At 71.9% G+C, this 21,693-nt stretch carries 25 protein-coding genes; 14 read left to right on the top strand and 11 right to left on the bottom strand.

Translation table 11 applies throughout. The annotated features are described in order from the left end of the window. Positions 1-17 precede the first annotated feature (17 nt). The 4 genes from ACH4S8_RS02090 (at position 18) to ACH4S8_RS02075 (ending at position 4,339) form a co-directional block, all read left to right on the top strand. Positions 18-680, top strand: a complete 663-nt coding sequence (locus ACH4S8_RS02090; protein WP_398389999.1) for an HdeD family acid-resistance protein — start codon at positions 18-20, stop codon at positions 678-680. A 207-nt stretch (positions 681-887) separates the two neighbouring features. Beyond that, positions 888-2,747, top strand: coding sequence for an ArnT family glycosyltransferase (locus ACH4S8_RS02085; protein WP_398389997.1), 1,860 nt, complete (start codon positions 888-890; stop codon positions 2,745-2,747). A 135-nt stretch (positions 2,748-2,882) separates the two neighbouring features. Beyond that, the gene (locus ACH4S8_RS02080) at positions 2,883-3,665 is read left to right on the top strand and encodes a hypothetical protein (protein ID WP_398389995.1); all 783 of its coding nucleotides are present in this window, start codon (positions 2,883-2,885) and stop codon (positions 3,663-3,665) included. A 236-nt stretch (positions 3,666-3,901) separates the two neighbouring features. Then, positions 3,902-4,339 carry a glutaredoxin domain-containing protein gene (locus ACH4S8_RS02075; protein WP_398389994.1) on the top strand — a complete coding sequence of 146 codons (438 nt, stop codon included), beginning with the start codon at positions 3,902-3,904 and terminating at the stop codon, positions 4,337-4,339. An 89-nt stretch (positions 4,340-4,428) separates the two neighbouring features. On the opposite strand, the gene ACH4S8_RS02070 is transcribed toward ACH4S8_RS02075, so the two are convergent. Next, on the bottom strand, positions 4,429-4,962 hold the full coding sequence (locus ACH4S8_RS02070) for a flavoprotein (RefSeq protein ID WP_398389992.1): 534 nt from the start codon (positions 4,960-4,962) through the stop codon (positions 4,429-4,431). Positions 4,963-5,012: 50 nt separating this feature from the next. Further along, entirely contained in the window at positions 5,013-6,245 is a 1,233-nt protein-coding gene (locus ACH4S8_RS02065; protein WP_398389990.1) for an RNA-guided endonuclease InsQ/TnpB family protein, read from the bottom strand. Positions 6,246-6,273: 28 nt separating this feature from the next. Between ACH4S8_RS02065 and ACH4S8_RS02060 the strand changes: the two genes are divergently transcribed. Further along, positions 6,274-6,435, top strand: coding sequence for an Arc family DNA-binding protein (locus ACH4S8_RS02060; RefSeq protein ID WP_398389989.1), 162 nt, complete (start codon positions 6,274-6,276; stop codon positions 6,433-6,435). A 171-nt stretch (positions 6,436-6,606) separates the two neighbouring features. On the opposite strand, the gene ACH4S8_RS02055 is transcribed toward ACH4S8_RS02060, so the two are convergent. From ACH4S8_RS02055 to ACH4S8_RS02045, 3 genes are read right to left on the bottom strand one after another with little or no spacing between them, the layout of a single operon-like run. After that, complete coding sequence (locus ACH4S8_RS02055; protein ID WP_398389987.1) at positions 6,607-7,065, bottom strand: nuclear transport factor 2 family protein; 459 nt, start codon at positions 7,063-7,065, stop codon at positions 6,607-6,609. 60 nt (positions 7,066-7,125) lie between these two features. Then, positions 7,126-7,326 carry a ferredoxin gene (locus tag ACH4S8_RS02050; RefSeq protein ID WP_398390696.1) on the bottom strand — a complete coding sequence of 67 codons (201 nt, stop codon included), beginning with the start codon at positions 7,324-7,326 and terminating at the stop codon, positions 7,126-7,128. Positions 7,327-7,346: 20 nt separating this feature from the next. Beyond that, the gene (locus ACH4S8_RS02045) at positions 7,347-8,726 is read right to left on the bottom strand and encodes a cytochrome P450 (protein WP_398389985.1); all 1,380 of its coding nucleotides are present in this window, start codon (positions 8,724-8,726) and stop codon (positions 7,347-7,349) included. Between the two features lie 357 nt (positions 8,727-9,083). Here ACH4S8_RS02045 and ACH4S8_RS02040 point away from each other — a divergent pair, with 357 nt between their 5' ends. Together ACH4S8_RS02040 and ACH4S8_RS02035 are read left to right on the top strand one after the other, a co-directional pair. Further along, entirely contained in the window at positions 9,084-9,716 is a 633-nt protein-coding gene (locus ACH4S8_RS02040) for a LysE family transporter (RefSeq protein ID WP_398389983.1), read from the top strand. 170 nt (positions 9,717-9,886) lie between these two features. Further along, positions 9,887-10,330: a nitroreductase family deazaflavin-dependent oxidoreductase gene (locus tag ACH4S8_RS02035; protein ID WP_398389982.1), complete on the top strand. Its 444-nt coding sequence runs from the start codon at positions 9,887-9,889 to the stop codon at positions 10,328-10,330. Between the two features lie 129 nt (positions 10,331-10,459). Here ACH4S8_RS02035 and ACH4S8_RS02030 read toward each other — a convergent pair whose 3' ends face one another. Next, the gene (locus ACH4S8_RS02030; protein ID WP_398389980.1) at positions 10,460-11,521 is read right to left on the bottom strand and encodes a cation diffusion facilitator family transporter; all 1,062 of its coding nucleotides are present in this window, start codon (positions 11,519-11,521) and stop codon (positions 10,460-10,462) included. Positions 11,522-11,697: 176 nt separating this feature from the next. Between ACH4S8_RS02030 and ACH4S8_RS02025 the strand changes: the two genes are divergently transcribed. Beyond that, a complete protein-coding gene (locus tag ACH4S8_RS02025; RefSeq protein ID WP_398389978.1) occupies positions 11,698-12,003 on the top strand; it encodes a DUF4235 domain-containing protein in 306 nt (101 codons plus the stop codon). A 110-nt stretch (positions 12,004-12,113) separates the two neighbouring features. Here ACH4S8_RS02025 and ACH4S8_RS02020 read toward each other — a convergent pair whose 3' ends face one another. The 3 genes from ACH4S8_RS02020 to ACH4S8_RS02010 form a co-directional block, all read right to left on the bottom strand. After that, entirely contained in the window at positions 12,114-12,575 is a 462-nt protein-coding gene (locus ACH4S8_RS02020; protein WP_398389976.1) for a pyridoxamine 5'-phosphate oxidase family protein, read from the bottom strand. Beyond that, positions 12,572-12,718 (bottom strand): hypothetical protein, encoded by a 147-nt coding sequence (locus tag ACH4S8_RS02015; protein WP_398389974.1) that lies wholly within the window; start codon positions 12,716-12,718, stop codon positions 12,572-12,574. The genes ACH4S8_RS02020 and ACH4S8_RS02015 overlap by 4 nt, the downstream gene beginning before the upstream one ends. A gap of 75 nt (positions 12,719-12,793) precedes the next feature. Then, positions 12,794-13,576, bottom strand: a complete 783-nt coding sequence (locus ACH4S8_RS02010; RefSeq protein WP_398389972.1) for a TetR/AcrR family transcriptional regulator — start codon at positions 13,574-13,576, stop codon at positions 12,794-12,796. A 150-nt stretch (positions 13,577-13,726) separates the two neighbouring features. Here ACH4S8_RS02010 and ACH4S8_RS02005 point away from each other — a divergent pair, with 150 nt between their 5' ends. From ACH4S8_RS02005 to ACH4S8_RS01990, 4 genes are all read left to right on the top strand, one after another. Next, complete coding sequence (locus ACH4S8_RS02005) at positions 13,727-15,220, top strand: APC family permease (RefSeq protein ID WP_398389970.1); 1,494 nt, start codon at positions 13,727-13,729, stop codon at positions 15,218-15,220. A gap of 32 nt (positions 15,221-15,252) precedes the next feature. Then, positions 15,253-16,884 (top strand): amidohydrolase, encoded by a 1,632-nt coding sequence (locus ACH4S8_RS02000; protein WP_398389968.1) that lies wholly within the window; start codon positions 15,253-15,255, stop codon positions 16,882-16,884. Between the two features lie 94 nt (positions 16,885-16,978). After that, positions 16,979-17,341: a DUF1304 domain-containing protein gene (locus tag ACH4S8_RS01995; protein WP_398390695.1), complete on the top strand. Its 363-nt coding sequence runs from the start codon at positions 16,979-16,981 to the stop codon at positions 17,339-17,341. Then, on the top strand, positions 17,338-17,913 hold the full coding sequence (locus ACH4S8_RS01990; RefSeq protein WP_398389966.1) for a TetR/AcrR family transcriptional regulator: 576 nt from the start codon (positions 17,338-17,340) through the stop codon (positions 17,911-17,913). The genes ACH4S8_RS01995 and ACH4S8_RS01990 overlap by 4 nt, the downstream gene beginning before the upstream one ends. A 158-nt stretch (positions 17,914-18,071) precedes the next feature. Here ACH4S8_RS01990 and ACH4S8_RS01985 read toward each other — a convergent pair whose 3' ends face one another. Together ACH4S8_RS01985 and ACH4S8_RS01980 are read right to left on the bottom strand one after the other, a co-directional pair. Beyond that, complete coding sequence (locus ACH4S8_RS01985) at positions 18,072-18,917, bottom strand: hypothetical protein (protein WP_398389964.1); 846 nt, start codon at positions 18,915-18,917, stop codon at positions 18,072-18,074. Positions 18,918-18,980: 63 nt separating this feature from the next. Further along, entirely contained in the window at positions 18,981-19,934 is a 954-nt protein-coding gene (locus ACH4S8_RS01980) for a GlxA family transcriptional regulator (RefSeq protein WP_398389962.1), read from the bottom strand. A gap of 71 nt (positions 19,935-20,005) precedes the next feature. Here ACH4S8_RS01980 and ACH4S8_RS01975 point away from each other — a divergent pair, with 71 nt between their 5' ends. Then, positions 20,006-20,956 carry an NADP-dependent oxidoreductase gene (locus tag ACH4S8_RS01975; RefSeq protein WP_398389960.1) on the top strand — a complete coding sequence of 317 codons (951 nt, stop codon included), beginning with the start codon at positions 20,006-20,008 and terminating at the stop codon, positions 20,954-20,956. Between the two features lie 279 nt (positions 20,957-21,235). Further along, a complete protein-coding gene (locus ACH4S8_RS01970) occupies positions 21,236-21,616 on the top strand; it encodes an anti-sigma factor antagonist (RefSeq protein WP_398389958.1) in 381 nt (126 codons plus the stop codon). Positions 21,617-21,693 lie beyond the last annotated feature (77 nt).

Genomic DNA, 21,693 nt, shown 5'->3' with positions numbered 1-21,693 from the left:
CCGCGTGAGGAGGAACCATGACGGAATCGCATGGTTCGGCACCGCACACCGGACCGGACCTCGGGCCCGGCGGCCCGGCTTCCGCGCCCCCCGGCGACCCCGTGGTACTGCTGGACCGCGTCGGCGCCTCCTGGACCTGGCTCCTCGGCTCGGCCGTCGCGACACTGATCCCCGGCATCCTGATCCTGGTGTGGCCGGAGGAGACCCTGCACGTCCTCGCGGTTCTCCTCGGTCTCTATCTGCTGGTGATCGGCGTCTTCCGGTTCGTGTCCGTCTTCGGCCACCGGGAGCAGGGCAACCGGTTCGCCACCCTGCTGATCTCGGTGCTCTACGTCCTGGCCGGCGTCCTGTGCCTGCGCCACCCGATGCAGACCATCGCCGCGCTCTCCCTGATCCTCGGCATCGTCTGGCTCGTGTCCGGCGTGCTGACCGCGTACACCGCCCTCGCCGCCAAAGACCTGCCGCACCGCGGCTTCGTCCTGTGCGGGGCGGCGATCGGCATCATCGCGGGCATCGTCGTACTGGCCCTGCCGACCGAGTCGGCCCGCGCCCTGACGCGGCTGCTCGGTCTGTGGATGGTGCTGATCGGCCTGGTCGAACTGGTCATCGCCTTCGCCTGGCGGGCAGCCCTGCGCCGGGCGGTCGCCCTGACGCCGCGTGACCCGGCCTCCCCCTACTGAGGCGAGGCCGAGACAGAGGAGGCCGAGCACTCCCCGCTCTCCGCACACCGCCGCCCACGATTCCTCGAGTTGTGCGGAAGGCCGGGGCATACTCGTGACTCCCCTGCCTGGGCGCCGGCCGGATCGTCCGGCCGGCGCCTCGACGCGTACCCGAATCCGTGGGCCGCCCGATGAGCAGGCTCGTACGGAGCGGACGTAACAAAGGGCATGCCGACATTCCTGGCCAGCAGGCACGACGAGCGCGTGCCGGTGAACAGCGCGGTGGCGCCGCGCACCCTCCTCGGGCGGCTGCGGCGGCACCGGCGCGCCGTGTTCGTCGTGGCCGTGGCGCTGCTGCTGGTCCAGATGGCCGTCGCCATGGTCACCACGGCCGTGGAACAGACCCCGACGATCGACGAGCCCGTCTACGTGGGCACGGCGACGGTCTACGTCCAGCAGCACGACCTGCGCTACAACCCCGAGCATCCGCCGCTGGGCAAGCTGATCATCGGGGCCGGTCTGCTGTTCGCCCACCCGCACCTCGACCCCGCGTTCCAGGGCGATCAGACGGAGCTCGGACGGCACGTCCTGTACGAGTCCGGCAACGATCCCTGGCGGGTGATGCTGTGGGCACGGTTGCCGGTGATCGTCCTGACGCTGCTGTCCGGTCTGGTCGTCCTCGCCTTCGCCCGTGAACTGGTGGGCCGCACCGGCGCGTCGGTGGCCCTCGCGCTCTACGCGTTCTCACCCGACGTCATCGCCCACGGCTCGCTGGCCACGCTCGACGTGCCCGCGTCGGGTTTCCTGCTGACGTCGGTGTGGCTGGTGTGGCGGGCCAGGCGACGGCCGTTCCTGTACCTGCCCCTCTCCGCGACGGCGCTCGGCGCCGCGGTGGCGACGAAGATGAGCATGCTGCCGGCGATTCCGGTGGTGCTCGCCCTCGCGGTGCTCTCCGTGTGCCACGCGAGCCGCGCGGGCCGCACCGGCAGTGGCGACGGTGGCGACGCACCGGAGAGCCGGACACGGACGGCGGCGAAGGCCCGGCTGCTCGAACTCGCCGCCAGGTCCGCCGCCTCCGCCGCCGGGATGGCCGTGGTGGTGGTCGCCGTGGTGTGGGCGACGTACCTGGCCGTCGATCCCCGACTGCGCTGGTCGGCGCCTGCGGACCTCCCGGCCGTGCACGGACTGCGCGCGTTCCTCATCGACCACCTGCCCGTACCGAGGCCCTACCGGGACGGGATGCGGGTCCAGTTCGGCTTCGAGAACACGACCTGGCAGGGCTTCCTCTTCGGCCACCTCTACCGGGGTTCTCTCTGGTACTACCTGCCGGTCGCGCTGCTCGTGAAGACCCCGCTCGGCATGACGGCCCTGTGGACGGCCGGTTCGCTCACCGTCCTGACCGTGCGCGGGCTGCGCCCCGCGGCCCCGTACCTCCTGGTTCCCCCGGCGCTGCTCCTCGCCTCCGCGATGACCGGCTCCCGCGACCTCGGCGTGCGCTACGCCCTGTTCGTGCCGGTGTTCCTCGCGGTGGCGGCGGGCTGCACGGTCGCGCTGCGCGGGCCTCGGCCGGAAGGGGCGGAGGGCTCGCGCCGGCCCTGGCCGGGTTGGGCCGCGACCGTACGGCGGCCCTGGCCGGGTTGGGCGGCGATCGCGCGGCGGCCTCGGCGGGGTTGGGCGGGGACCGTGACGGCGGGGCTGGTGCTGTTCGTCGCCGTCAGCTCGCTGCTGACGTACCCGTACTACCTGCCGTACTCCAACGAGGCGTTCGGCGGCCCGGAGAAGACCTATCTGCGCCTGCACGACTCGAACGTCGACTGGGGCCAGGACCTCGGCCGCATGGCCGACCGGCTGAAGGAGCACTATCCGCACGAGAAGGTGTGGCTCGTCTACAAGGGCGCCGGTGTGCCGTCCGCGTACGGCATCGACGCGGCGGACCCCCGCACGGTGCCCGTGGCCCGGGTGCACGGACTGCTGGTCGTGTCCGACACCGCGATCGACAAGGCCGACGCCCGATTGAAGTCGCTGCTCACGACGAGCAGGCGGATCGACGAGGTCGGCCACTCGATGACGGTGTTCCGAAGGCCCTGAGCCACGCCGTCGCCACCGGCAGACCTCCCCGGACCATGGGCCCGCTGAACCGAGTCGTCCGAACACGGAGTCGCCGGAACATTGTCGTCGAGACAGCGCCGGTCATCGCTGTACCGTGCGCCTGTCGCTCGCCTCGTGACAGGCGAGCCCCGCGGAGAGACGGAGACGTTCGTGCTGGTCGGGTCGGTGGACATCTACGCGAATCACCCGGTGGTCTTCATCGGGTCCACCGGTCATCTGGAGCTGGACTGGGACGACGGTCCGGCGTGCGGGGACGGCAAACACATCGTCGTCCGGACCCGTGGGCAGGCCGCGCTCACCCGGGTGTCGATCTGGAAGGGCGCCATGCCCGTCATCGGCGCTGTCGTCTTCGACGGAGTGCTCGATGTGGAGCAGTCCCAGGTGTGCGTCGCCGACGTGGAGAACCTCACCCGCTGGGTCACCCGCCTGGTGGCAGCAGGTCCGCAGCGTGTCGTCGTGTGCGTCGACGATCCCGGCCGCGCCTCCCGCGTCCATGTCGGCTTCGGCCTGGGCGATCAGGTACGTGAGCTGACCGCGGTCGCGCGTCACCCGCTGCCGCCCGTCATGGCCGCCCCGGGCGGCTCGCTCCACCGGGCGGATGAACTGGGCCTGATCCTGGACGGCCACGACTCGCCTCTCGCCCGACTGGCCGCGGCGGTCAAAGTCCTTGCGGCACCGATCGAGGACGGGCCCTGGCCACGCCCGTACTACGTCTGCCTGGTGACGGAGTGGCTCCGCGGACTGGCCGCACACGTCCGTTTCGCCCAGGCGGAAGCCCTCGGGCGGGAGATGGCCGACCGTGTGCGGGCCGACCGCGCAGCCGACGCACATGGAATCGATGACGAGTCCGCATGGGCGCTCGCCACCGATGTCATGGGGCGTCTGGGCACTCCCTGATCCTCCCGGACCGTCCCGGGGCCCGGTTCACGAACACATGGACCGATACTTCCGGCCACGATCTATCGGTGTGGCCGGTTTCTGGTGCATGGTGTCCCCGTGGGTTCCGGATCTCGCAGGTGAAGGCCCCCGCTCGGGCCCGCCGTGCTTGTGATCCGTGGAGCCCGCCGCACCTCCCGGCTCCCCACGGGAGGCTCGCGGCACGTCGTCTCGACACGTTGGTAGCCTGCGTCTTCATGATGCGCGCCTGGATTCTGCCGGTACTGCTCGCGGTCTGCGGGGCAGCCGCCGCGACGCGGCTGGTCCTCGACGGGAACCTCGGTACGGCCGCGGCGCTCCTGCTGGTGTTCGTGCCGCTCGCGGGCATGAACTCGCCTCTGGTCTTCCCGAAGTCGATCAGCGCGCTGGAGGCGGAGCGGCGCAGCGCGGCCGACGGCCGGCCGGTCGTCTTCTGGCGGCCGGGCTGCGCGTACTGTCTGCGTCTGCGCATCCGGCTGGGCCGTAAGGCGCGTCGGGCGCACTGGGTCGACATCTGGCGCGACCCGGCGGGAGCGGCGGCGGTCAGGGCGGTGAACGACGGCAACGAGACGGTGCCGACCGTCGTCGTGGCCAGCCGGCCACACACCAATCCCGACCCCGCATGGCTCCGCGAACAGCTCTCCTCCGCCCCATGACCGAGCGGAGAGCAGCGGCCGCCACGACGTGACGTCGGCCCGGCCCGAGGGCCGGCTCCCGGTCACGCTCACGGCTCATGGGTCATGGGTCATGGGTCATGGGTCAGTAGGTCCAGTACCCCTTCCCAGTGGAACTCCCGCCGCCCGGCGTCCTGTTGGTCCTCGCCTGCGTACGGGTCGCCGAAGCGGACGCCCATGTCGCGAAGGCGTTCGACACTGGCCCGGTAGGCGGGGTGAGCCGCCAACGCCTCGTTCACGCACGGGAGTACGGCGATCGGGACGCCGAGTCCGTACGCCTCGCACAGGGTTCCCAGGGCCAGGGTGTCGGATATTCCGGCCGCCCACTTGTTGACCGTGTTGAAGGTGGCCGGCGCGACGGCCACCGCGTCCGGTGCCGGGAAGGGGCGCGGGTCGCCCGGGGCCCGCCAGGCGGAGCGGATCGGGCGGCCGGTCCGCTCCTCGATCTCCGCCGCGTCGATGAAGCCGAGGCCCTGGGGCGTCGCGACGACACCGACCTCCCAGCCCCGCCGCTGCGCCGCCGCGATCAACCGACCGACGCCCTCGGCGATGCCCGCCGCGCACACGACGACGTAGAGGAAGGGTTTCTCGCTGGGTTCGCTCACGGGGGAACCCTATTGACTCCTCCCCAGCTGAAGCAGGGGGGATTCCTGGCTCAGGCTGCCTTTGGGAGCGGCGCTCCCAGAGGGCTTCTGCCATCAGCACCAGCCGGGTTGAGACCAGCCCGGACGAGCATCACGCGGGCGGAGTTCTTGTCCCTGGGGGACACGGCTCCGCACGCGGTGCACGCGTAGGTTCGTTCAGAGAGGGGAAGTGCGTGCTTGGTTCTCGCATCGCACTGTGCGCAGTCCATGGTGGTGTGGGCCGGGTGCACCAGGTGCACGATACGGCCGTGCTTGCGGGCCATCTCGGTCAGCGCGGTCTTTGTCGCGCCGATCGCGGCGTCGGCGGCCTTGCGGGCCATCGTGGACCTGGCGAGGAACTTGGGGCGGAAGTCCTCGACGGCGAACTGGTCGAAGTCGCGGACGATGGTCTTGGCCCACTTGCGGCCGGCGTCCTGGCGCTGCCGGGCGACCTTCTTGTGGACCTTGGCCGCCGCGCGGGACACTGCCCGGTAGCCCTTAGACGCGGCTCTCCCACGCGCGGGCTTCCGCCTGGCCATCTGCTTCTGGTATCGGGCCAGTCTCGCGGCGGCACTCTTCCCGTGCTGCCGGTGGGGGAGGTCGTGTGCGTCGCTGGTGGTGGTGGCTGTCTCCCTGACGCCCCAGTCGATACCGATCACCCGGCCGGTCTCCGGCAGCGGCTCGATGGCCGTCTCGACGACGAACGAGGCATACCAGTGGCCGAGGCTGTCCCGGTAAACGCGTACCGACGTGGGGTCGGCGGGCAGGTCGCGGGACCACACCACGGTCAGCGCGATGCCGCCCGCGAGGTGCAGGCGGCCGTCCTTGAGACGGAAGCCGCGCCGGGTGTAGTTCATCGAAGGCAGCGCGTCGCGCTTGCGCTTGATGCGGGGCATCCCGGCACGCTGCCGCATCGGCAGTTTCGCCTTGATGTCCTTCAGCGCCTTCGCGCGGGACTTGCCGAAGTCGCGGATGGTCTGCTGCTGCGGCACCGAGGAGCCCTCGCGCAGCCATCCCATGGCGGTACGGGCCTCGGTCAGCAGCTTGTCGAGCTGCGCCGGACCACACGTCGCTTTGTCGGCATCCTCGGGAAGTCCCTTGTTCAGGTCGTTGACCTTGCGGGACATGGCCACGCACTCGTTCCACACCCACCGGCACCGCGCCCACTCGACATCCAGGCCGGCACGGGCGGCCGCCGACACGCGAAGGCGGTAGGTGTACCGGGCGTGCCCGGACTCCTCACCCGTTCCCTGTCGTGTCGTCATGCCACCACGGTACCACTACGATTGGGGTATGAATCATGAAGAAACACGCATCACGCTGCGCCTGCCCACCGACCTCCACGCCTGGCTCACGGCTCAGGCCAAGGACAACCGGCGGTCCCTCAACTCGGAGATCCTGCACCGCATCGAGGGCGAGTACCGCGCCGCCGTGGCGGACGCCGAATCGCCCTGACGGCGTTTCGGCTTTCCCTGCCCTGCTCCGCAGGAGTCCGATTCCTCCCCGGCCTGAAGGCCGGGGCATCCTCGGAGGAACCCGGTGAAGATCCGGCCCGACGGGTCGAGGGGCAGAGGCAGAGGCGGAAGGCCAGGATCCCCTGCCTGATGGGTAAGGGAGCCTGCCCTCCTACCGGAGCGGGAACGTCCGTCCGCGTTCCGGCTCCGGGCGCGGGCCGAAGATCCGGCGCTCCGCCTCCTCGATCCGTACGTCGTCGATGGAGGCCTCGCGCCGGGCCATCAGACCGTGCTCGTCGAACTCCCACAGCTCATTTCCGTACGAGCGCCACCACTGGCCGTCGCCGTCCCGGGACTCGTACTGGAAACGCACCGCGATGCGGTTTCCCTCGAACGCCCACAGGTCCTTGCGCAGGGCGTACTCGTGCTCTCGGGCCCACTTGGCGGTGAGGAACTCCACGATCCCGGCGCGGCCCGTGACGAAGGTGTCCCGGTTGCGCCAGACGGAGTCCTCGGTATAGGCGAGCGAGACCTTGTGCGGGTCGCGGGTGTTCCAGGCGTCCTCCGCCGCCTGGACCTTCTGGAGCGCGGTCTCGCGGGTGAAGGGCGGCAGGGGCGGACGGTCGGCCACGGGAACTCCTCGGCGCACGGACGCGAACACGGGTACGGACGAAAACAGTAGGCGACGGCTTCAGCCGGCGTGCTCCGTCACCGTGATCGCCCCCACCGGACAGGCCCGCTCCGCCACCCGCAGCATCGGGTCGCCGCTGTTCTCCGCGTGGCCCGGCAGCAGCGTGCCGTATCCGTCGTCGTCCTGGGTGAAGACGCCCGGAGCGGCGAGGGCGCACTGACCCGCGCCGATACAGACGTCCTTGTCGATCGCGATGCCGATGTCCATGATCGAGCGGCCTCTCACCAGGTCACGGGGAGTTCGAGCATCCCCTGGATCGTGTCTCCGGGCTTGAACGGCACGGTGTCGGCGGGGACGGCGAGCCGCAGGCCGGGGAACCGGTCGAAGAGCGCGCTCAGCGCGATCTCCATCTCGGCCCGGGCCAGGTTCTGACCGAGGCACTGGTGGATGCCGAAGCCGAACGCGACGTGGTGGCGGGCCGAGGCGTGCAGGGCCGAACGCTGCCAGTCCAGGGTGTCGGGCTCGGGGAAGGCTCGTTCGTCACGGTTGATGACCGACGTGGAGAAGACGACACCCTCGCCTTCACGGATCGTGGTTCCGGCGATCTCGATGTCCTGGGCCGCGACCCGCAGCAGCCCGTCCGCGATGGACAGGAACCGCAGCAACTCCTCCACGGCGGCGGGCATCAGAGCCGGCTCGGCCCGCAGTTCCGCGAGCTGTTCCGGATGCCTGAGCAGGGTGAACGTACCCAGCGAGATCATGTTCGCCGTCGTCTCGTGCCCGGCGACGAGCAGAATCGTCGCCACCGAGACCAGTTCCTCGCGATCCACCTTTCCCTCGCGCAGTTGGTCGTGGATGAGTTCGTCGAGGAGCCCGTCCCCGGGTTCCTTCTGCTTGCGGTCGATCAACGCGCCGAAGTAGGCGTCCAGTTGGTCGCGTGCGTCCTCGATGTCGGCGGCGGCCGGGCCCCGCAGCAGCCGGCGGGACTGCGCCTCGAAGAAGTCGTGGTCACCGTACGGGACTCCGAGGAGCGCGCAGATCACCATGGAGGGCACGGGGAGCGCGAAGTCGTTCACCAGCTCGGCGGGCGGGCCTTGTCGGGCCATGCGGTCGAGCAGCCGGTCGACGGTCTCCTGAATGCCGGGGCGCAGTGCGGCGATCCGCTTGAGGGTGAAACTCGGTACCAGCATGCGGCGTTGGACGTGGTGCTCGGGGTCGTCGAGTCCCAGCAGCGCGATCCTGCGGTTGCGTGCCGCCGCGAACCGCTCGGTGACCGCCGGGAACGCGGGCAGCGTGCGGTCCGAGGACAGCCGCGGGTCGGCGAGGAGTTCACGGGCGACACCGTGACCGGTGACCACCCAGACGGCACGCCCGTCGAAGAGGGAGACGCGGGAGAGCGGACGGCCCTCGCGCAGCGGCGCGTAGGCGGCGGGCGGGTGGTAGGGACAAGTCCGGTCCTGCGGAAAGACGACCGGAGAGACGCCCGGAAGGACGACCGGAGAGGCGCCCGGAAGGACGACCGGAGAGGCGCCCTGAGAAGGGTCCGGAGAGACGTCCGCCGGCGGCTCGGGCGTGTCGGGTCCGGAAGTCGGACGCCGGGCCGAACGCTCGGACTCCGGAGTCCGGTGTGACGGGGATCGGGTCAGGGGGGTTTCTGTCATGAGTGACCTCGCAAGCGATGGTTCCCTCTTTCCGATCTTCATTAGATGCCCCAGGCACCTACACGACCACGCGAAGTTCGGCCAGATGAGCCGCTCGCGCGATCTGGCCGAAGCACGGTGGGCGCGGTTCCGTTTCCCCCGGACTTCCCGTCCCCGTCGGCGCCCCGCCTGCCCGGCCTTGGCTCGAAGTCCTCGGGACACCCCTTCCGAAAAGGGGTTGCGCGGGCGCGTCCGGCGGCCCGAACATCTGCCCATGTCCACGATCGAAGCCTTCCTGCCGCCGACCTCCGCCACCGTCCGTCCGGTGCGGAGCCGACAGCAGCCCGGCCGACCCCGGAGGCCCGAGCTTCCGCGGTCGTGACCGCCGCGCTCGTCGCGGGGCTTCTCGCGGGCTATGGCATCGCCATGCCCGTCGGAGCGGTCGCGACCTACCTCGTCTCCCTCACCGCTCGTACGTCCCTGCGGATCGGTGCCTCGGCCGCGCTGGGCGTCGCGACGGCCGACGGGCTGTACGCCCTGGTCGCCGCCCTCGGCGGTGCGGCGCTCGCCGCCGGGCTCCAGCCGGTGCTGCTCCCGCTGAGCCGGATCTCCGCGCTGGTCCTCGCCGTGCTGGCGGTCCGGGGTGCCGTCGGCGCGGTCCGCCGGTACCGCGAGCGCCGGCTCGCCGAGCGGGCCGGTCAGGATCCCCCGCACCCCGGCCGCGCCTACCTGGCGCTGCTGGGGATCACCCTCCTCAACCCCACCACCGTCGTCTACTTCGCCGCGCTGGTGCTCGGCAGCCGGACGGCCGAGGCGGTACGTCCGCTGGAGCAGGGGGTGTTCGTCCTCGCCGCGTTCGCCGCGTCCGCGAGCTGGCAGCTCCTGATCGCCGGGGGCGGCGCCCTGCTCGGCCGGACCCTGACGGGACACCGGGGACGGCTGGTGACGGGGCTCGCGTCGAGCGGCGTGATCATGCTGCTCGCCGTGCGCGTACTGGTGGCCCCGTCATGAGATCCCGGGGCCGTGGCCGGTGCGCGCCCGGGGCGCCCCCGGATACGCCCACCGGGGGATCGGCCCGGCGCGGGAGGCCACACGGGCCGCGGTGCGGAAGATTCGTGTCCGCGCTGGTGTTGAATCGTGCCGAGACACGACCAGTCCGACGCGACGATGGGACGGAAGTCATGCCGCTTGAGGGCGAGTACGAGCCCAGCCCCACCCAGTGGGTCCGGGACCAGGTGGAGTTGTACGAGAGTTCCGGTGGGACCAAGGGAAACACCCTGACGGACACCGGGATGCCCGTCATCATTCTCACGACACGCGGTGCCAAGAGCGGGAAGATCCGCAAGACCCCGCTGATGCGCGTCGAGCACGACGGGCGGTACGCCGTGGTCGCGTCGCTCGGCGGCGCTCCCAAGCACCCGGTCTGGTACCACAACGTCACCTCCGACCCCCACGTCGAGCTCCAGGACGGGCCCGAGCGCAAGGAGTTCACGGCCCGGGAGATCACCGGCGAGGAGAAGGACCAGTGGTGGGAGCGGGCGGTCGCCGCGTATCCCCCGTACGCCGACTACCAGAAGAAGACCGACCGGGTGATCCCCGTCTTCGTGCTGGAGCCGGCCGGCTGATCCAGGTCCGCCCGTACTCCCGGACGTCCCGCCGCACCGGTGTGCATGAACCGGAGGACGGTGGGCACCCGAGGACCAGGCCCCGCCGCGCTCCCCCGTCGCGGCGGGGCTTCCTGCCGCGGCCCGGCCTCACCCGGAGGAGGGGTCTCCCGCGGCAGCCGGAATTCCCGGTGCCCCGTCGCCACCACCGGCCCCGTCGCCCGCCCCTTCCTCGCCCCGGCGCGCGGCCGCTCGTGCCGCTCCCGCGTCGGTCACGTCGAGGAAGACCTGGTCGGCCTCGGGGAAGGTGTGGGCGACCGAGCGCCTGATGCGGACGGCGACCTCCTCGACCTCCTCGCTGTCGAGCCCGGGGACCAGGTCGATCCGGGCGGCGACCAGGGCCGAGTCGAGGCCGAGCTCCATGGTCAGCAGCGCCTCGACGCTGTCGATCTCGGGCTGTGCCTCGAGCAGTTCACGGATCCGGCTGCTCTGCTCCTCGTCGACCGCCCGTCCGATGAGCTGCTCGCGGGCGTCGCTGCCGAGCCAGAAGGCAATGCACACGAGCAGCAGCCCGATGGCGAAGGAGGCGGTGGCCTCCCACACGACCTGGCCCGTGACCATGTGGAGCACCATCCCGACGATCGCCAGACTCACCCCCAGTACGGCGGTGCCGTCCTCGGCGACGACCGTCCGCAGGGCCGGGTCGCGCATGCCGTCGCCGCCCTTGCCGCGTATCTGGAACAGGGCCCGCAGCAGCGAGGCGCCTTCCGCGAGCAGGGCCACGACGAGCACCGCGATCCCCGTCATATAGCCGCGGAAGGATTCCTCGGCGCCGTCGCGGAGCGCCTCGAACCCCTGGAAGAAGGAGAAGCAGCCGCCCATGACGAAGATGCCGACGGCCGCGAGCAGTGACCAGAAGAACCGTTCCTTGCCGTAGCCGAACGGATGCCGCCGGTCGGCGGGGCGGCGGCTGCGGCGCAACGCCGCCAACAGGAACACCTCGTTCATGCTGTCCGCCACGGAGTGCGCGGCCTCCGAGAGGAGTGCGGGCGATCCGGAGACCAGGCCGCCCACCGCTTTGGCCGCGGCGATCAGCAGGTTGGCGCCCAGTGCCACGATCACAGTGACCCTGGTCCTGCCGTCCGAGCCGCCCGAGCCGTCCTCCTTGCTTCTCCGGGGCCGCGTCGACGGAGCGTGATCCGTCCCTTCCACGGGTTCTGTCCTGTCTTCACCACTCACACCGGCCGGTTTCCCAGGTGGCTCCGCCTCACACCGGGCCGGCCGGAAGAACCGGACCGAGGGGTACCGGCGTGGCGCACAGGGCACCCGTACCCGATGGGAGGAGGCCGCCGCGGGTCCGCGGCCTCGGGAGCGGAGAAGGAGCCTCGGTGTCCAGGAAGCAGAAGAAGCGCACACTGTCTCTGGCCTACAAGCCGGTCGGCTTCGTACTGAGCTGGGCCGGAGGCTCGCTCGCCGGACTCGCCTTCCAAAAGACCTGGATGGCGATCCGTCATGAGGAGGACGCTCCCGACGCCCTGGACCGGGACCGCGGCTGGGGCGAGGTGCTGCTCGCCGCCGCACTCCAGGGCGCGATCTTCGCCGTCGTACGCAGCGCGGTGGACCGCTCGGGCGCGAAGGCCATCGAACGGTCCACGGGTGTGTGGCCCTCCCCCGACCGGTCGGGCCGCGACTGAGGGCGGCACGAACGCGGGACGGGCCCGGCCCGTGAGGGTTCTCCCGTGACAGGGCGGTGGCAGCCGACCGCCACCGCCCTGCCCGTACCGGGTCACCCCGTCCGGGGATTTCAGTCGGCCACCAGCCACTCGCCGTCCCGCATGAGGTCGCGTCCGGCGAGTTCGTCGGCCTCGCGCCAGGCCTGCACACGCACCGGGGTGACGCTGAAGTACTGGTAGTGGGTGCTCAGTGCGCGCGGGTCGAAGCCGGTCCGGGCGGCGAACGCGTCGCCGGTCCCCTCCGGCAGTTCGCCGGCTTCCAGCGTCCGGACGGTTCCGTCGATCATCACCACGTCCCGCGTCGGCCCGAAGCCGAGCCGTACCGTTCCGGTCGCCCGCAGGTTGCGGCCCGTGGGGCCGGCGGCGGGGGTGGCCAGCAGGACGGTCGTGCCGTCCCAGAGATAGGACAGGGGCACGAGGTAGGGCGCTCCCCCGGCGCTGTCGGCGGTGGACACCCAGACGTCGACGTCGGTCTCCAGCCGGTCGAGCGTGTCCTGCTTGCGCTGCTTGCGGGTGCGGACGGGCGGGTTCATCTGCGGACGGCCTCCTGGTCGATGGCGTTCGTACGGCGTTCGTACGGCACACGGGCGGCGCGCCCGCCGCGGCGGCGGGCAGGTCGCTCCGTACGTATGACGGTGGAGCGGCCCTCGGTGTGACGGCCGGGCGGACGCGTCACGGATCCTGCGGCGCGCTCACCCCCGTACCCGGGCCCTGCCGCGCGCTCACCCCGTACCCGGGCCCTGCGGCGCGCTCATCCCCGTGCCCGGCCCGGTCCTTGGAGCGGCTCACCCCCGCTACCGGGCCCCGCCGCGCACTCGCCCGCGGTGAGCTCCGCGAGCCGGGCCGCCGCCGCGCTCAGCAGCATGTCGAGCGCCGTCGGATAGGCGCTGTGCCGCATGTCGAGCACGAGTTGGCGGGCGGTCGCCGCGATGTTCGGGTGGCTGTCCGCGGGCAGCCGGGCGTACAGCGCCGGCCACACGCCTGCCTCGGCTTCGCGAGCAGCCGGGGGCAGGGCGACGCTCGCCGCGTCCAGGGCCGCGAACGCGAGGGCCTGGTCGACGAAGGCGTGATAGATCCGGACCGCCTCGGGGTCCGGGAATCCGGCGCCGCGGAGCACGCCGAGGATCGCCTCCACCGCCTCGATCTCGTGGACCCGGCCGGTCACCCGGTACGAGCTGAGCACGGCGGCCTGGGGATGGGCGTGGGCTCCCGAGTGCATGCGCATCCCCAGGTCCCTGAGGTCGGCGCGCCAGTCCCCCGTGGGGTGCCAGGTGCGCAGCGTGCGGCCGATCAGCTCGTCCGCGATGGCGAGCAGCAGATCGTCGGTGTCGCGGAAGTACCGGTAGAGGGCGCTGGGGTCGGCACCGAGGGCGAGGCCGAGGCGGCGGACGGTCAGGGCGTCGGCGCCGTGCTCCTTGAGCAGGCGCAGCGCGGTTTCGACGATCAGTTCCTCGGAGAGGACGACGCCGGTCTTGGTGGGGCGTCTGCGCCGCCGGGCGGCGGGCGGGACGACACGGTCGTTCGTGGACGTCATGGGGGCTCCCTCCGGTGCGGCCTGCCTCCGGACCGGTCTGTCTCCGGTGCGGGCACCTTATGTCAACGGCGTTGACCTGTTAAGGCCCCGGGCAGTTTCATTTCCGGTCATCGGGCCGGAACCAGGCCCCGGGTGCGATCGGAGCAGGCCATGACGCAGAAGTCGTACGGTGTGGATCCCCCGTCCCTGCGCAGGACGCTGGGCGTTCTGGACGGTGTCGCCATCGCCGCCTCCAGCACCGCGGCGACGACCAGCATCGGAATCGGTCTCGGAGTGACGGCGGGAGTGGTCGGGCTGCATCTGCCCGCGATCATGCTGCTGGCGTTCGTGCCGATCCTCGGGATCGCGGGCGCGTTCTCCCGGCTGAACAAGGTCGAGCCGAACGCGGGCAACGGCTATGTGTGGGTGGGACGTTCGCTCAGTCCCTGGCTGGGGTTCCTGGTCGGCTGGGTGAGCATCGTGGCCACGGTGGCGTTCCTCGCGTACACCACGGCGGTGACCGGCTCGGCGATGATCCAGCTCGCCGGCCAGGCCGGGCTGCACACGGTGGCGGGGCTGGTGCTCGACCCGGGTTCGACCGCCCAGACCACGGCCGTGGGCGTCGGGGTCCTCGTCGCCGTCACCTTCACGGCGGTGACCGGCGTCAAGACGGCGGCGCGGCTCCAGACCGGGCTGCTGGTCTTCGAGTACGTCGTCCTGCTGGGCTTCTGCGGATACGGCATCGTGAGCGGTCCGCACCCCTTCAGCATCGGCTGGTTCGACCCGTTCCAGATCCCGTCGGCGACGGCGCTGGCGCAGGGACTGCTGCTGTCGGTGTTCTGCTACTGGGGCTTCGAGGCGGCGTTCACCGTGAACGAGGAGGTGCGCGACCCGCGGGACGCCTCGCGGGCCGGGACCATCACGCTGGTGACCATGCTGGGACTGTTCCTGCTCGGCTCGGTGGCCTTCCAGCGGGTGCTGTCGCAGGACGAGCTGGCCGGGCACGGCGCCGAGGGACTGGCCTTCCTCGGGAACCGGCTCGCCGACCAGCCGCTGGCCGCGCTGCCCCTGGTGGCGCTGATGTTCTCGGCGGTCGCCTCGCTGCAGGCGGGGGTGATCCCGACAGCGCGCGGGATGTTCGCGATGAGCCGGGACCGTACGCTCGGACCCGTGTGGTCCAAGGTCAGCGCACGGTACGGGACTCCGGCGATCGGGACGCTGCTCATCGGCGCGATGGCCGTGGTCGTGGCCACGCTCTCGCTGGTGATCCCCCGGCTCGCCGACATGATCATGGCGACGGTCAACGCCGTCGGGATCGTCGTGGCGCTGTCGTACGCGCTGATCGCGCTCGCGGCGGCCGCCCGGTTCCGCGGGCTGCTGCGCGAGAACCGGTGGGACGGGATACGGGCGGTCGTCCTGCCCGCGCTGAGCGCCGTGGCGCTGCTCGGCCTCGGCGGTTATCTCGCCTGGTCCTTCTACGACTCGGCCGATCATTTCGAGGTCGCCGCGGACAACGGCTGGTTCCTGCTGCTCACCCCCACCCTCATGATCGTCTCGGGCTTCGTGGCCGGGGCGTGGGCCAAGTGGGGCCGCAGGTCCGCGTACTTCACCACCGGACGGGGTACCGACGCCGACGCTCCCCACCTCCTGGCCATCACCGACTGAGTTTTCGGCGACCCCGACAAGGAAACGGAACCATGCACGCTGACCTTCTCTTCACCGGCGGCCCGGTGTTCACCCCCGAGGGCCGCGCCGCGACCGCGGTGGCCGTCACCGGCGGGCGGATCACCGCCGTCGGGAACGCCGAGGTCCATGACCTGACCGGCCCGGACACCGAGGTCGTCGACCTGGCCGGGCGGCTGCTGCTGCCCGGGTTCCAGGACGCGCACGTCCACCCGGTCCCGGCGGGCCTGGAACTGGCCCGGTGCGATCTCACCGGCGCGAAGACGGCGAGGGACACGGTGGCCGCCGTCCGCGCGTACGCCGAGGCCCACCCCGAGCGGGAGTGGATCACGGGCGGCGGCTGGTCCATGGAGGCCTTCGCGGGCGGTACGCCGACCAAGGAGCTCCTGGACGCGGTCGTGCCGGACCGGCCGGTGTACCTGCCCAACCGCGACCATCACGGCGCCTGGGTCAACAGCCGCGCCCTCGAACTCGCCGGTGTCACCCGGGACACCCCCGACCCCGCCGACGGACGCTTCGAGCGGGACGCGTCGGGCGAGCCCACCGGCATGCTGCAGGAGGGGGCCATGCAGTCCGTGGGCCGCCTCACCCCCGCGGCCACCCCGGCCGACCGGCTCACCGCGCTGCTGCACGCCCAGCGGCATCTGCACGCGCTCGGCATCACCGCCTGGCAGGACGCGATCGTCGGCACCTTCCCGGGCATGGAGGATCCGTCCGAGGCGTACCTGACGGCGGCCCGCGAGGGTTCGCTGACCGCCCGGGTGGTCGGCGCCCTGTGGTGGGACCGGGCGCGCGGTGCCGAGCAGATCCCCGAACTGGTCGAGCGGCGGGCCGCGTCGGAGCACGGCAGGTTCCGTGCGACCAGCGTCAAGCTGATGCTGGACGGGGTCGCCGAGAACGGAACCGCCGCGCTGCTCGACCCCTACCTCGACAAGTGCGGCTGCGCCACGGCGAACCGGGGCAAGCGGTTCATCGACCCGGATCGTCTGCCCGCGTACGTGAGCGAGTTGGACGCGCTCGGGTTCCAGTGCCACTTCCACGCGCTCGGCGACGGCGCCGTACGCCACGCCCTGGACGCGGTGGAGGCGGCGCGGAAGGCGAACGGGCCGAGCGACACCCGTCCGCACCTGGCCCACCTCCAGGTCGTGCACCCCGACGACGTTCCCCGCTTCGCGGCGCTCGGCGCCACGGCGAACATCCAGCCGCTGTGGGCCGCCCACGAACCGCAGATGGACGAGCTGACCATCCCCTTCCTCGGGCCCGAACGCGCTTCCTGGCAGTACCCGTTCGGGTCACTGCTGCGCTCGGGCGCGCGGCTGGCGGCGGGCAGCGACTGGCCGGTCAGCAGCCCCGATCCGCTCCAGGGCATCCACGTCGCGGTCAACCGGGTGAGCCCGGACGAGCCGGGGCCGGTGTTCCTGCCGGCCGAACGCCTCGATCTGAGGGCCGCGTTGACGGCGTACACCGCGGGAACGGCGTACGTGAACCACCTCGACGACACCGGGAGCGTGCGGGTGGGCGCTCTCGCGGACCTCGTCGTCCTGGACCGCGACCCCTTCGCGGGCCCGCCGGAGGCGATCAAGGAGACCGGGGTCGCGCTCACCTATGTCGGAGGGGAGCGCGTGTACGCGGCACCGGACGCCTGACCGACCGACCCGGCCTCGTCACTTCTTGGACAGCAGTCCAGCTATAGTGGACACCTGTCCAAGAAGTGACGAGGCGTATCGGAGTCCGGTGACGATGGAGACAGCCGCGAACGTGCTGGTGGGCCTGGTGGCCGCGCTGCACGTGTACATCCTGGTGCTGGAGATGTTCCTGTGGCAGAGGAAGCCCGGGCGCGGGCTGCACGGACTCGACGCCGCGATGGCACGGGAGACCGCGCCGCTCGCCGCGAACCAGGGGCTCTACAACGGGTTCCTGGCCGCGGGCCTGGTGTGGGGGCTGATCGCCGCCGACCCGACCGGCCATGACGCGCAGGTCTTCTTCCTGTGCTGTGTCGTGGTCGCGGGCGCGTACGGATCCGTCACCGCGAACCGCCGCATCCTGTTCGCGCAGGCGCTGCCGGGGGCGCTCGCCCTCGCCGCCGTCCTGCTCGCCGGATGACGCCCGGCACTCCCCGGACGGCGCCCGAGGACCCGCGCGCCGCCCGGACCCGCGCGAAACTGCGGCAGGCGCTGCTGGAGGAGTGCGCCGAACACCCGCTGGAGGAGACCGGCGTCGCCGCGCTGGTGCGGCGGGCCGGGGTCGGCCGGGCCACCTTCTACGTGCACTACGCCGATCTGGAGGCGCTGGCGGTCGACGCGTGCGCCGATGTCGTACGGGAGGCCGTGGAGGCGCTGCACGCCTGGCGCGGCCGGCCCGACCCGGTGTCCGCTCCCCCCGCGCTGCGCGCCTTCTTCACCGGGCTCGCCCCGCACGCCGGTCTCTACCGCGCGCTGCTCACTCCGGGCGGCGGCGGCCCGCTCGGCCTGGTGCTCCACCGCGACCTGCGGGCCCGCAGCCTGGCCGAGCGCACGCTCGCGGGAGCGCCGGACGCCCCCCTCGTCGCCTCCGCGGTGGCCGCCACGTTCGCGGGCGTCCTCGCGGACTGGCTGCACGGTCTGCTGGAGGGCACCCCGGACACCGTCGCGGACGAGGTCTGGCAACTCCTCGTCGCCCTGCACAGGAGCAGGTGACACCCCGGGGCGGATGAAATGCCCAGGGGCGCCCGGAACATGAGCCGGCTCCAGGTCCGGGACCGGTCCGGGACCGGGCTCGGTCCCGGGCCTGGAGCCGGTCCGGGACCGGGCCCAGGGGCTGATCCGGGACCGGGCCCAGGGGCTGATCCGGGACCTCACTTGCAGCCGAAGCGCGTTGTCGCAGCCGGCCACGCCTCCACTCCGTCGGAGGTCTTCATGTACGCCGTGGCCCGGTCCGGCGTCAGCCAGAGCCGCCAGTCGCCGTAGCGGTAGCCGGTGTCCCGCGCGTCGGCGGGCATGGGGACGTGCGCGTCGTAATCGGCGACCGGGCCCTTCGCCGGGAGGATCCCGTGCGGATCGCGCACGTACCGGCGCCCGTACCGGCCCAGTTCGAGGAAGTGCGCGCTCTGCCAGTCGCAGTGCTCCGGACCGGCCGAGCTGGACACCTCAGTGGTGGGCACGCGCCGGCCGTCCCGGTCCGTCCAGATCTCGTAGCCCCGCGCCTTCGTCCAGCTCGCCGGGAACTCGGACGGGTCGCAGGACGCGCTGGTCTCCGGGCCCCAGCCCGGGCGCCGCGGCTGGTCCCTGGCGACGACGACGGCGACCTTGGTCCGTCCCCCGACGTCGTACGAGAACAGGACACGATCCCCTTCCCGGCGCTCCACCCGGTAGCCCTGCTCCGGCAGTTCGGGCTGGTAGATGTCGAAGTACGCCTTCAGGCCCTCCTCCGGAGTCGAACCGCCGTCGCCCTTGCTCCACGCGTCGCCCGCGTCGCCCGCCCGGATCGCGCCGTCGCACTCCAGCGCCCGGCCGGCCGCGCCCGAACTCTCCCGCGCGTCCCCGTCGCCCCCCGCCTCGTACGGAAGGTCCAGGCGCCCGGTGTACGGGGTGGCGGGCACGGTGCCGGTCACCACCAGAGCGCCGTGCCCACCACCGCCACATCCCACCGCCGCGCACCCCACCAGCACCACCGCCGCCACGATCCCGCCGCGCTTCCCCACCACTGCCCCTCCACCCGTCGTCCGTCCTCCTACGACGCACGGGTGCGGAGGTTCGTTCGTCCCTCAGCGCGCGGTCTGGAAGGTCCGGCGGTACCTCTGGGGCGAGACCCCGATCGTCGCCTGCAGGTGCTGGCGCAGTGAGGCGCCCGTCGCGAAGCCGACCTCGCCCGCGATCCGGTCCACCGGAAGATCGCTGGCCTCCAGCAGATGGCGCGCCCGGGCGATGCGCTGCTGGATGAGCCAGCGGCCGGGGCTCTGCCCCACCTCGTCGTTGAAGCGGCGGGCGAAGGTGCGCAGGCTCATTCCGGCGTGGGCGGCGAGATCGGTCAGGGTCAGCGGGTCGCCGAGGCGGGCCAGCGCCCAGTCGCGGGTGGCGGCGGTGCTCGCCGTCGAGGGCTCCGGGACGGGCTGCTCGATGAACTGGGCCTGGCCGCCCTCGCGCAGCGGCGGGACCACACAGCGCCGGGCCACCCTGTTGGCCAGTTCGCTGCCGTGGTCGCGGCGGAGGATGTGCAGGCAGATGTCGATGCCGGACGCGGCTCCGGCCGAGGTGAGGACGTCGCCGTCGTCGACGAACAGGACGTCCGGGTCCAGGTCGACCCGCGGGAACATGCGCCGGAACTCGTCGGCCACGCACCAGTGCGTGGTCGCCCGCCGCCCGTCCAGCAGACCGGCGGCGGCCAGCACGAACGCGCCCGTGCAGATCGAGACGACACGGGTGCCCGGGCGGACGAGCGCGAGGGCGGCGGCCACCTCGTCGGTGAGGGAGGCGGCGATCCGGGCCGGAGCGACGGCCGCGATCACCACCGTGTCCGCGGTGCGCAGGACCTCCGGACCGTGGTCGACGGTGACGGAGAAGTCGGCGTCGGTGCGGACCGGGCCTCCGTCGACGGTGCAGGTCACCACCTCGTAGCGGCCGTCCGCCGCGCCGAGGATCCGGCTGGGCATGCCCAGCTCGAAGGGATAGACGCCGTCGAGCGCCAGGACGACGACCCGCTCCACCTGCTCCTGCTTCATGGCACGATCTTATCGAAGGTTGGCAATCATGCCATTTTCTGCCGGGGCGCCTCCGGGCAGGCTGGTTCACCATGAGCACTGTGAACACGATGCGAGCCATCGGCCAGACCGTCCTCGGCGGCCCCGAGGTCCTTGAGGAAGTCACCCTGGAGCGGCCCTCGCCGCGACCGAACGAGATCCTGGTCCGGGTACGCGCCGCGGGCGTGAACCCGACCGACTGGAAGCACCGCGCGACCGGGGGGTTCCTGGGCGAACCCCCCTTCGTCCTCGGCTGGGACGTCTCCGGCGTGGTCGAGGCGACCGGGATCGGCGTCGCCGGCTTCCGGCCCGGCGACGAGGTCTTCGGCATGCTGCCCTACCCCTTCGGCCACGGCTCGCACGCCGAGTACGTGACCGGGCCCGCCCGCGCCTTCACCCACAAGCCGTCCACGATCGACCACACCCAGGCCGCAGCCCTCCCGCTGGTCTCCCTGACCGCGTGGCAGGCACTGACCGAACGGGCCGACGTGCGGCCGGGGCAGCGGGTACTGATCCACGCGGCGGCCGGCGGGGTCGGTCATGTGGCCGTGCAGATTGCGAAGTCCCTCGGGGCGTACGTGATCGGCACGGCGAGCGCCGGCAAGCACGACTTCCTGCGGTCCATCGGCGTGGACGAGCCCGTCGACTACACGTCCGTCGACTTCGCCGAGACCGTGCGGGACGTCGATGTCGTCCTGGACACGGTCGGCGGCGAGACGGGACTGCGCTCACTGCGCGTGCTGCGCCCGGGCGGCGTGGTCGTCTCGATCCTGCCGGTCGGGACGGACGCGTTCTACGAGGAGGCCGAGCGGCTCGGGGTCCGGGCGGTGCGGATGCTCGTCGACGCCGACCGGGCGGGCATGAGGGCGGTCGCGGACCTCGTCGAGAAGGGCGTGCTGCGCGCCACGGTCGCCGAGACCTTCCCGCTGGCCGACGCCGCCAAGGCGCACGCGCTGGGCGACACGGGCCGGACCACGGGGAAGCTCGTCCTGGTGGTCGACTGACGGCGGGAAAACCGCGCGGCCGTCAGCGCGGACGGCCGCACGGACAGCCGCGCGGACGCGCATAGTTGGCCAACTCGCCTCGCACAGCGAAGACATATGTCAATCGAACATGCTGGAATTCACCTCAACGAGGGTAACTTGCAGAGCAGGAAACGGTTTTGCTTCGCACCGGCGCCCGGGTCGTGTCCAGTGATCGCTTGACGTGCGGCCGCCCCGGCCTCCGGTGAGCGCGCCCGGCCATCGGGAGCGGACCGACGGCCGGCTGGAGGTGATGTCCGCGTGGCGAGCGACTTCGCGCCGTGCACCAAGCACGTACGGATCACCCATGACCACGGTCATGTGGTACTGGAGCTGCACGGGGAGATCGACCTGCTCGCCTCGACGGAGATCACCCCGCTCCTGGACGCGGTGACCTCGGACCCCGCACCGCAGGTCGTGATCGACCTGCGGTGCGTCGAGTTCTTCGACTGTTCGGGCCTGCGGCTGCTGTACCGCGCGCGGCGCCGCGTCCAGGACCGGGGCGGCCGGCTGCACCTGGTCTGCACCCATCCGCTGACCCTGCGCATGGTCCGGCTGACCGGGCTCTCGCGGATCCTGCCGCCCTCGGCCTCGCTGGAGGAGGCGCTGAGCCGCCCGGAGGCCACCTCGGACCTGTCCTGAGCGTGCGACGGACCCCGGTCCGAGAGCCCGGTGAACCACACCCTGAGAACCCCGCGAGTCCCTCCGACTGCTCCCGG

The sequence above is a fragment of the Streptomyces sp. NPDC021080 genome (assembly GCF_044333225.1).
GTDB lineage: Bacteria > Actinomycetota > Actinomycetes > Streptomycetales > Streptomycetaceae > Streptomyces.
This window is presented reverse-complemented; position numbering and strand designations above follow the sequence as displayed.

What these genes read in the sequence shown, in the direction of transcription:
- ACH4S8_RS02005 (WP_398389970.1), top strand. Translation starts at nt 13,727, where the DNA reads ATGACGCAGAAGTCGTACGGTGTGGATCCCCCGTCCCTGCGCAGGACG.
- ACH4S8_RS02075 (WP_398389994.1), top strand. Translation starts at nt 3,902, where the DNA reads ATGATGCGCGCCTGGATTCTGCCGGTACTGCTCGCGGTCTGCGGGGCA.
- ACH4S8_RS02085 (WP_398389997.1), top strand. Translation starts at nt 888, where the DNA reads ATGCCGACATTCCTGGCCAGCAGGCACGACGAGCGCGTGCCGGTGAAC.
- ACH4S8_RS02065 (WP_398389990.1), bottom strand. Translation starts at nt 6,245, where the DNA reads ATGACGACACGACAGGGAACGGGTGAGGAGTCCGGGCACGCCCGGTAC.
- ACH4S8_RS01975 (WP_398389960.1), top strand. Translation starts at nt 20,006, where the DNA reads ATGAGCACTGTGAACACGATGCGAGCCATCGGCCAGACCGTCCTCGGC.
- ACH4S8_RS02090 (WP_398389999.1), top strand. Translation starts at nt 18, where the DNA reads ATGACGGAATCGCATGGTTCGGCACCGCACACCGGACCGGACCTCGGG.
- ACH4S8_RS02010 (WP_398389972.1), bottom strand. Translation starts at nt 13,576, where the DNA reads ATGACGTCCACGAACGACCGTGTCGTCCCGCCCGCCGCCCGGCGGCGC.
- ACH4S8_RS02035 (WP_398389982.1), top strand. Translation starts at nt 9,887, where the DNA reads ATGCCGCTTGAGGGCGAGTACGAGCCCAGCCCCACCCAGTGGGTCCGG.
- ACH4S8_RS01995 (WP_398390695.1), top strand. Translation starts at nt 16,979, where the DNA reads ATGGAGACAGCCGCGAACGTGCTGGTGGGCCTGGTGGCCGCGCTGCAC.
- ACH4S8_RS02020 (WP_398389976.1), bottom strand. Translation starts at nt 12,575, where the DNA reads ATGAACCCGCCCGTCCGCACCCGCAAGCAGCGCAAGCAGGACACGCTC.
- ACH4S8_RS02000 (WP_398389968.1), top strand. Translation starts at nt 15,253, where the DNA reads ATGCACGCTGACCTTCTCTTCACCGGCGGCCCGGTGTTCACCCCCGAG.
- ACH4S8_RS01990 (WP_398389966.1), top strand. Translation starts at nt 17,338, where the DNA reads ATGACGCCCGGCACTCCCCGGACGGCGCCCGAGGACCCGCGCGCCGCC.
- ACH4S8_RS02060 (WP_398389989.1), top strand. Translation starts at nt 6,274, where the DNA reads ATGAATCATGAAGAAACACGCATCACGCTGCGCCTGCCCACCGACCTC.
- ACH4S8_RS02045 (WP_398389985.1), bottom strand. Translation starts at nt 8,726, where the DNA reads ATGACAGAAACCCCCCTGACCCGATCCCCGTCACACCGGACTCCGGAG.
- ACH4S8_RS01980 (WP_398389962.1), bottom strand. Translation starts at nt 19,934, where the DNA reads ATGAAGCAGGAGCAGGTGGAGCGGGTCGTCGTCCTGGCGCTCGACGGC.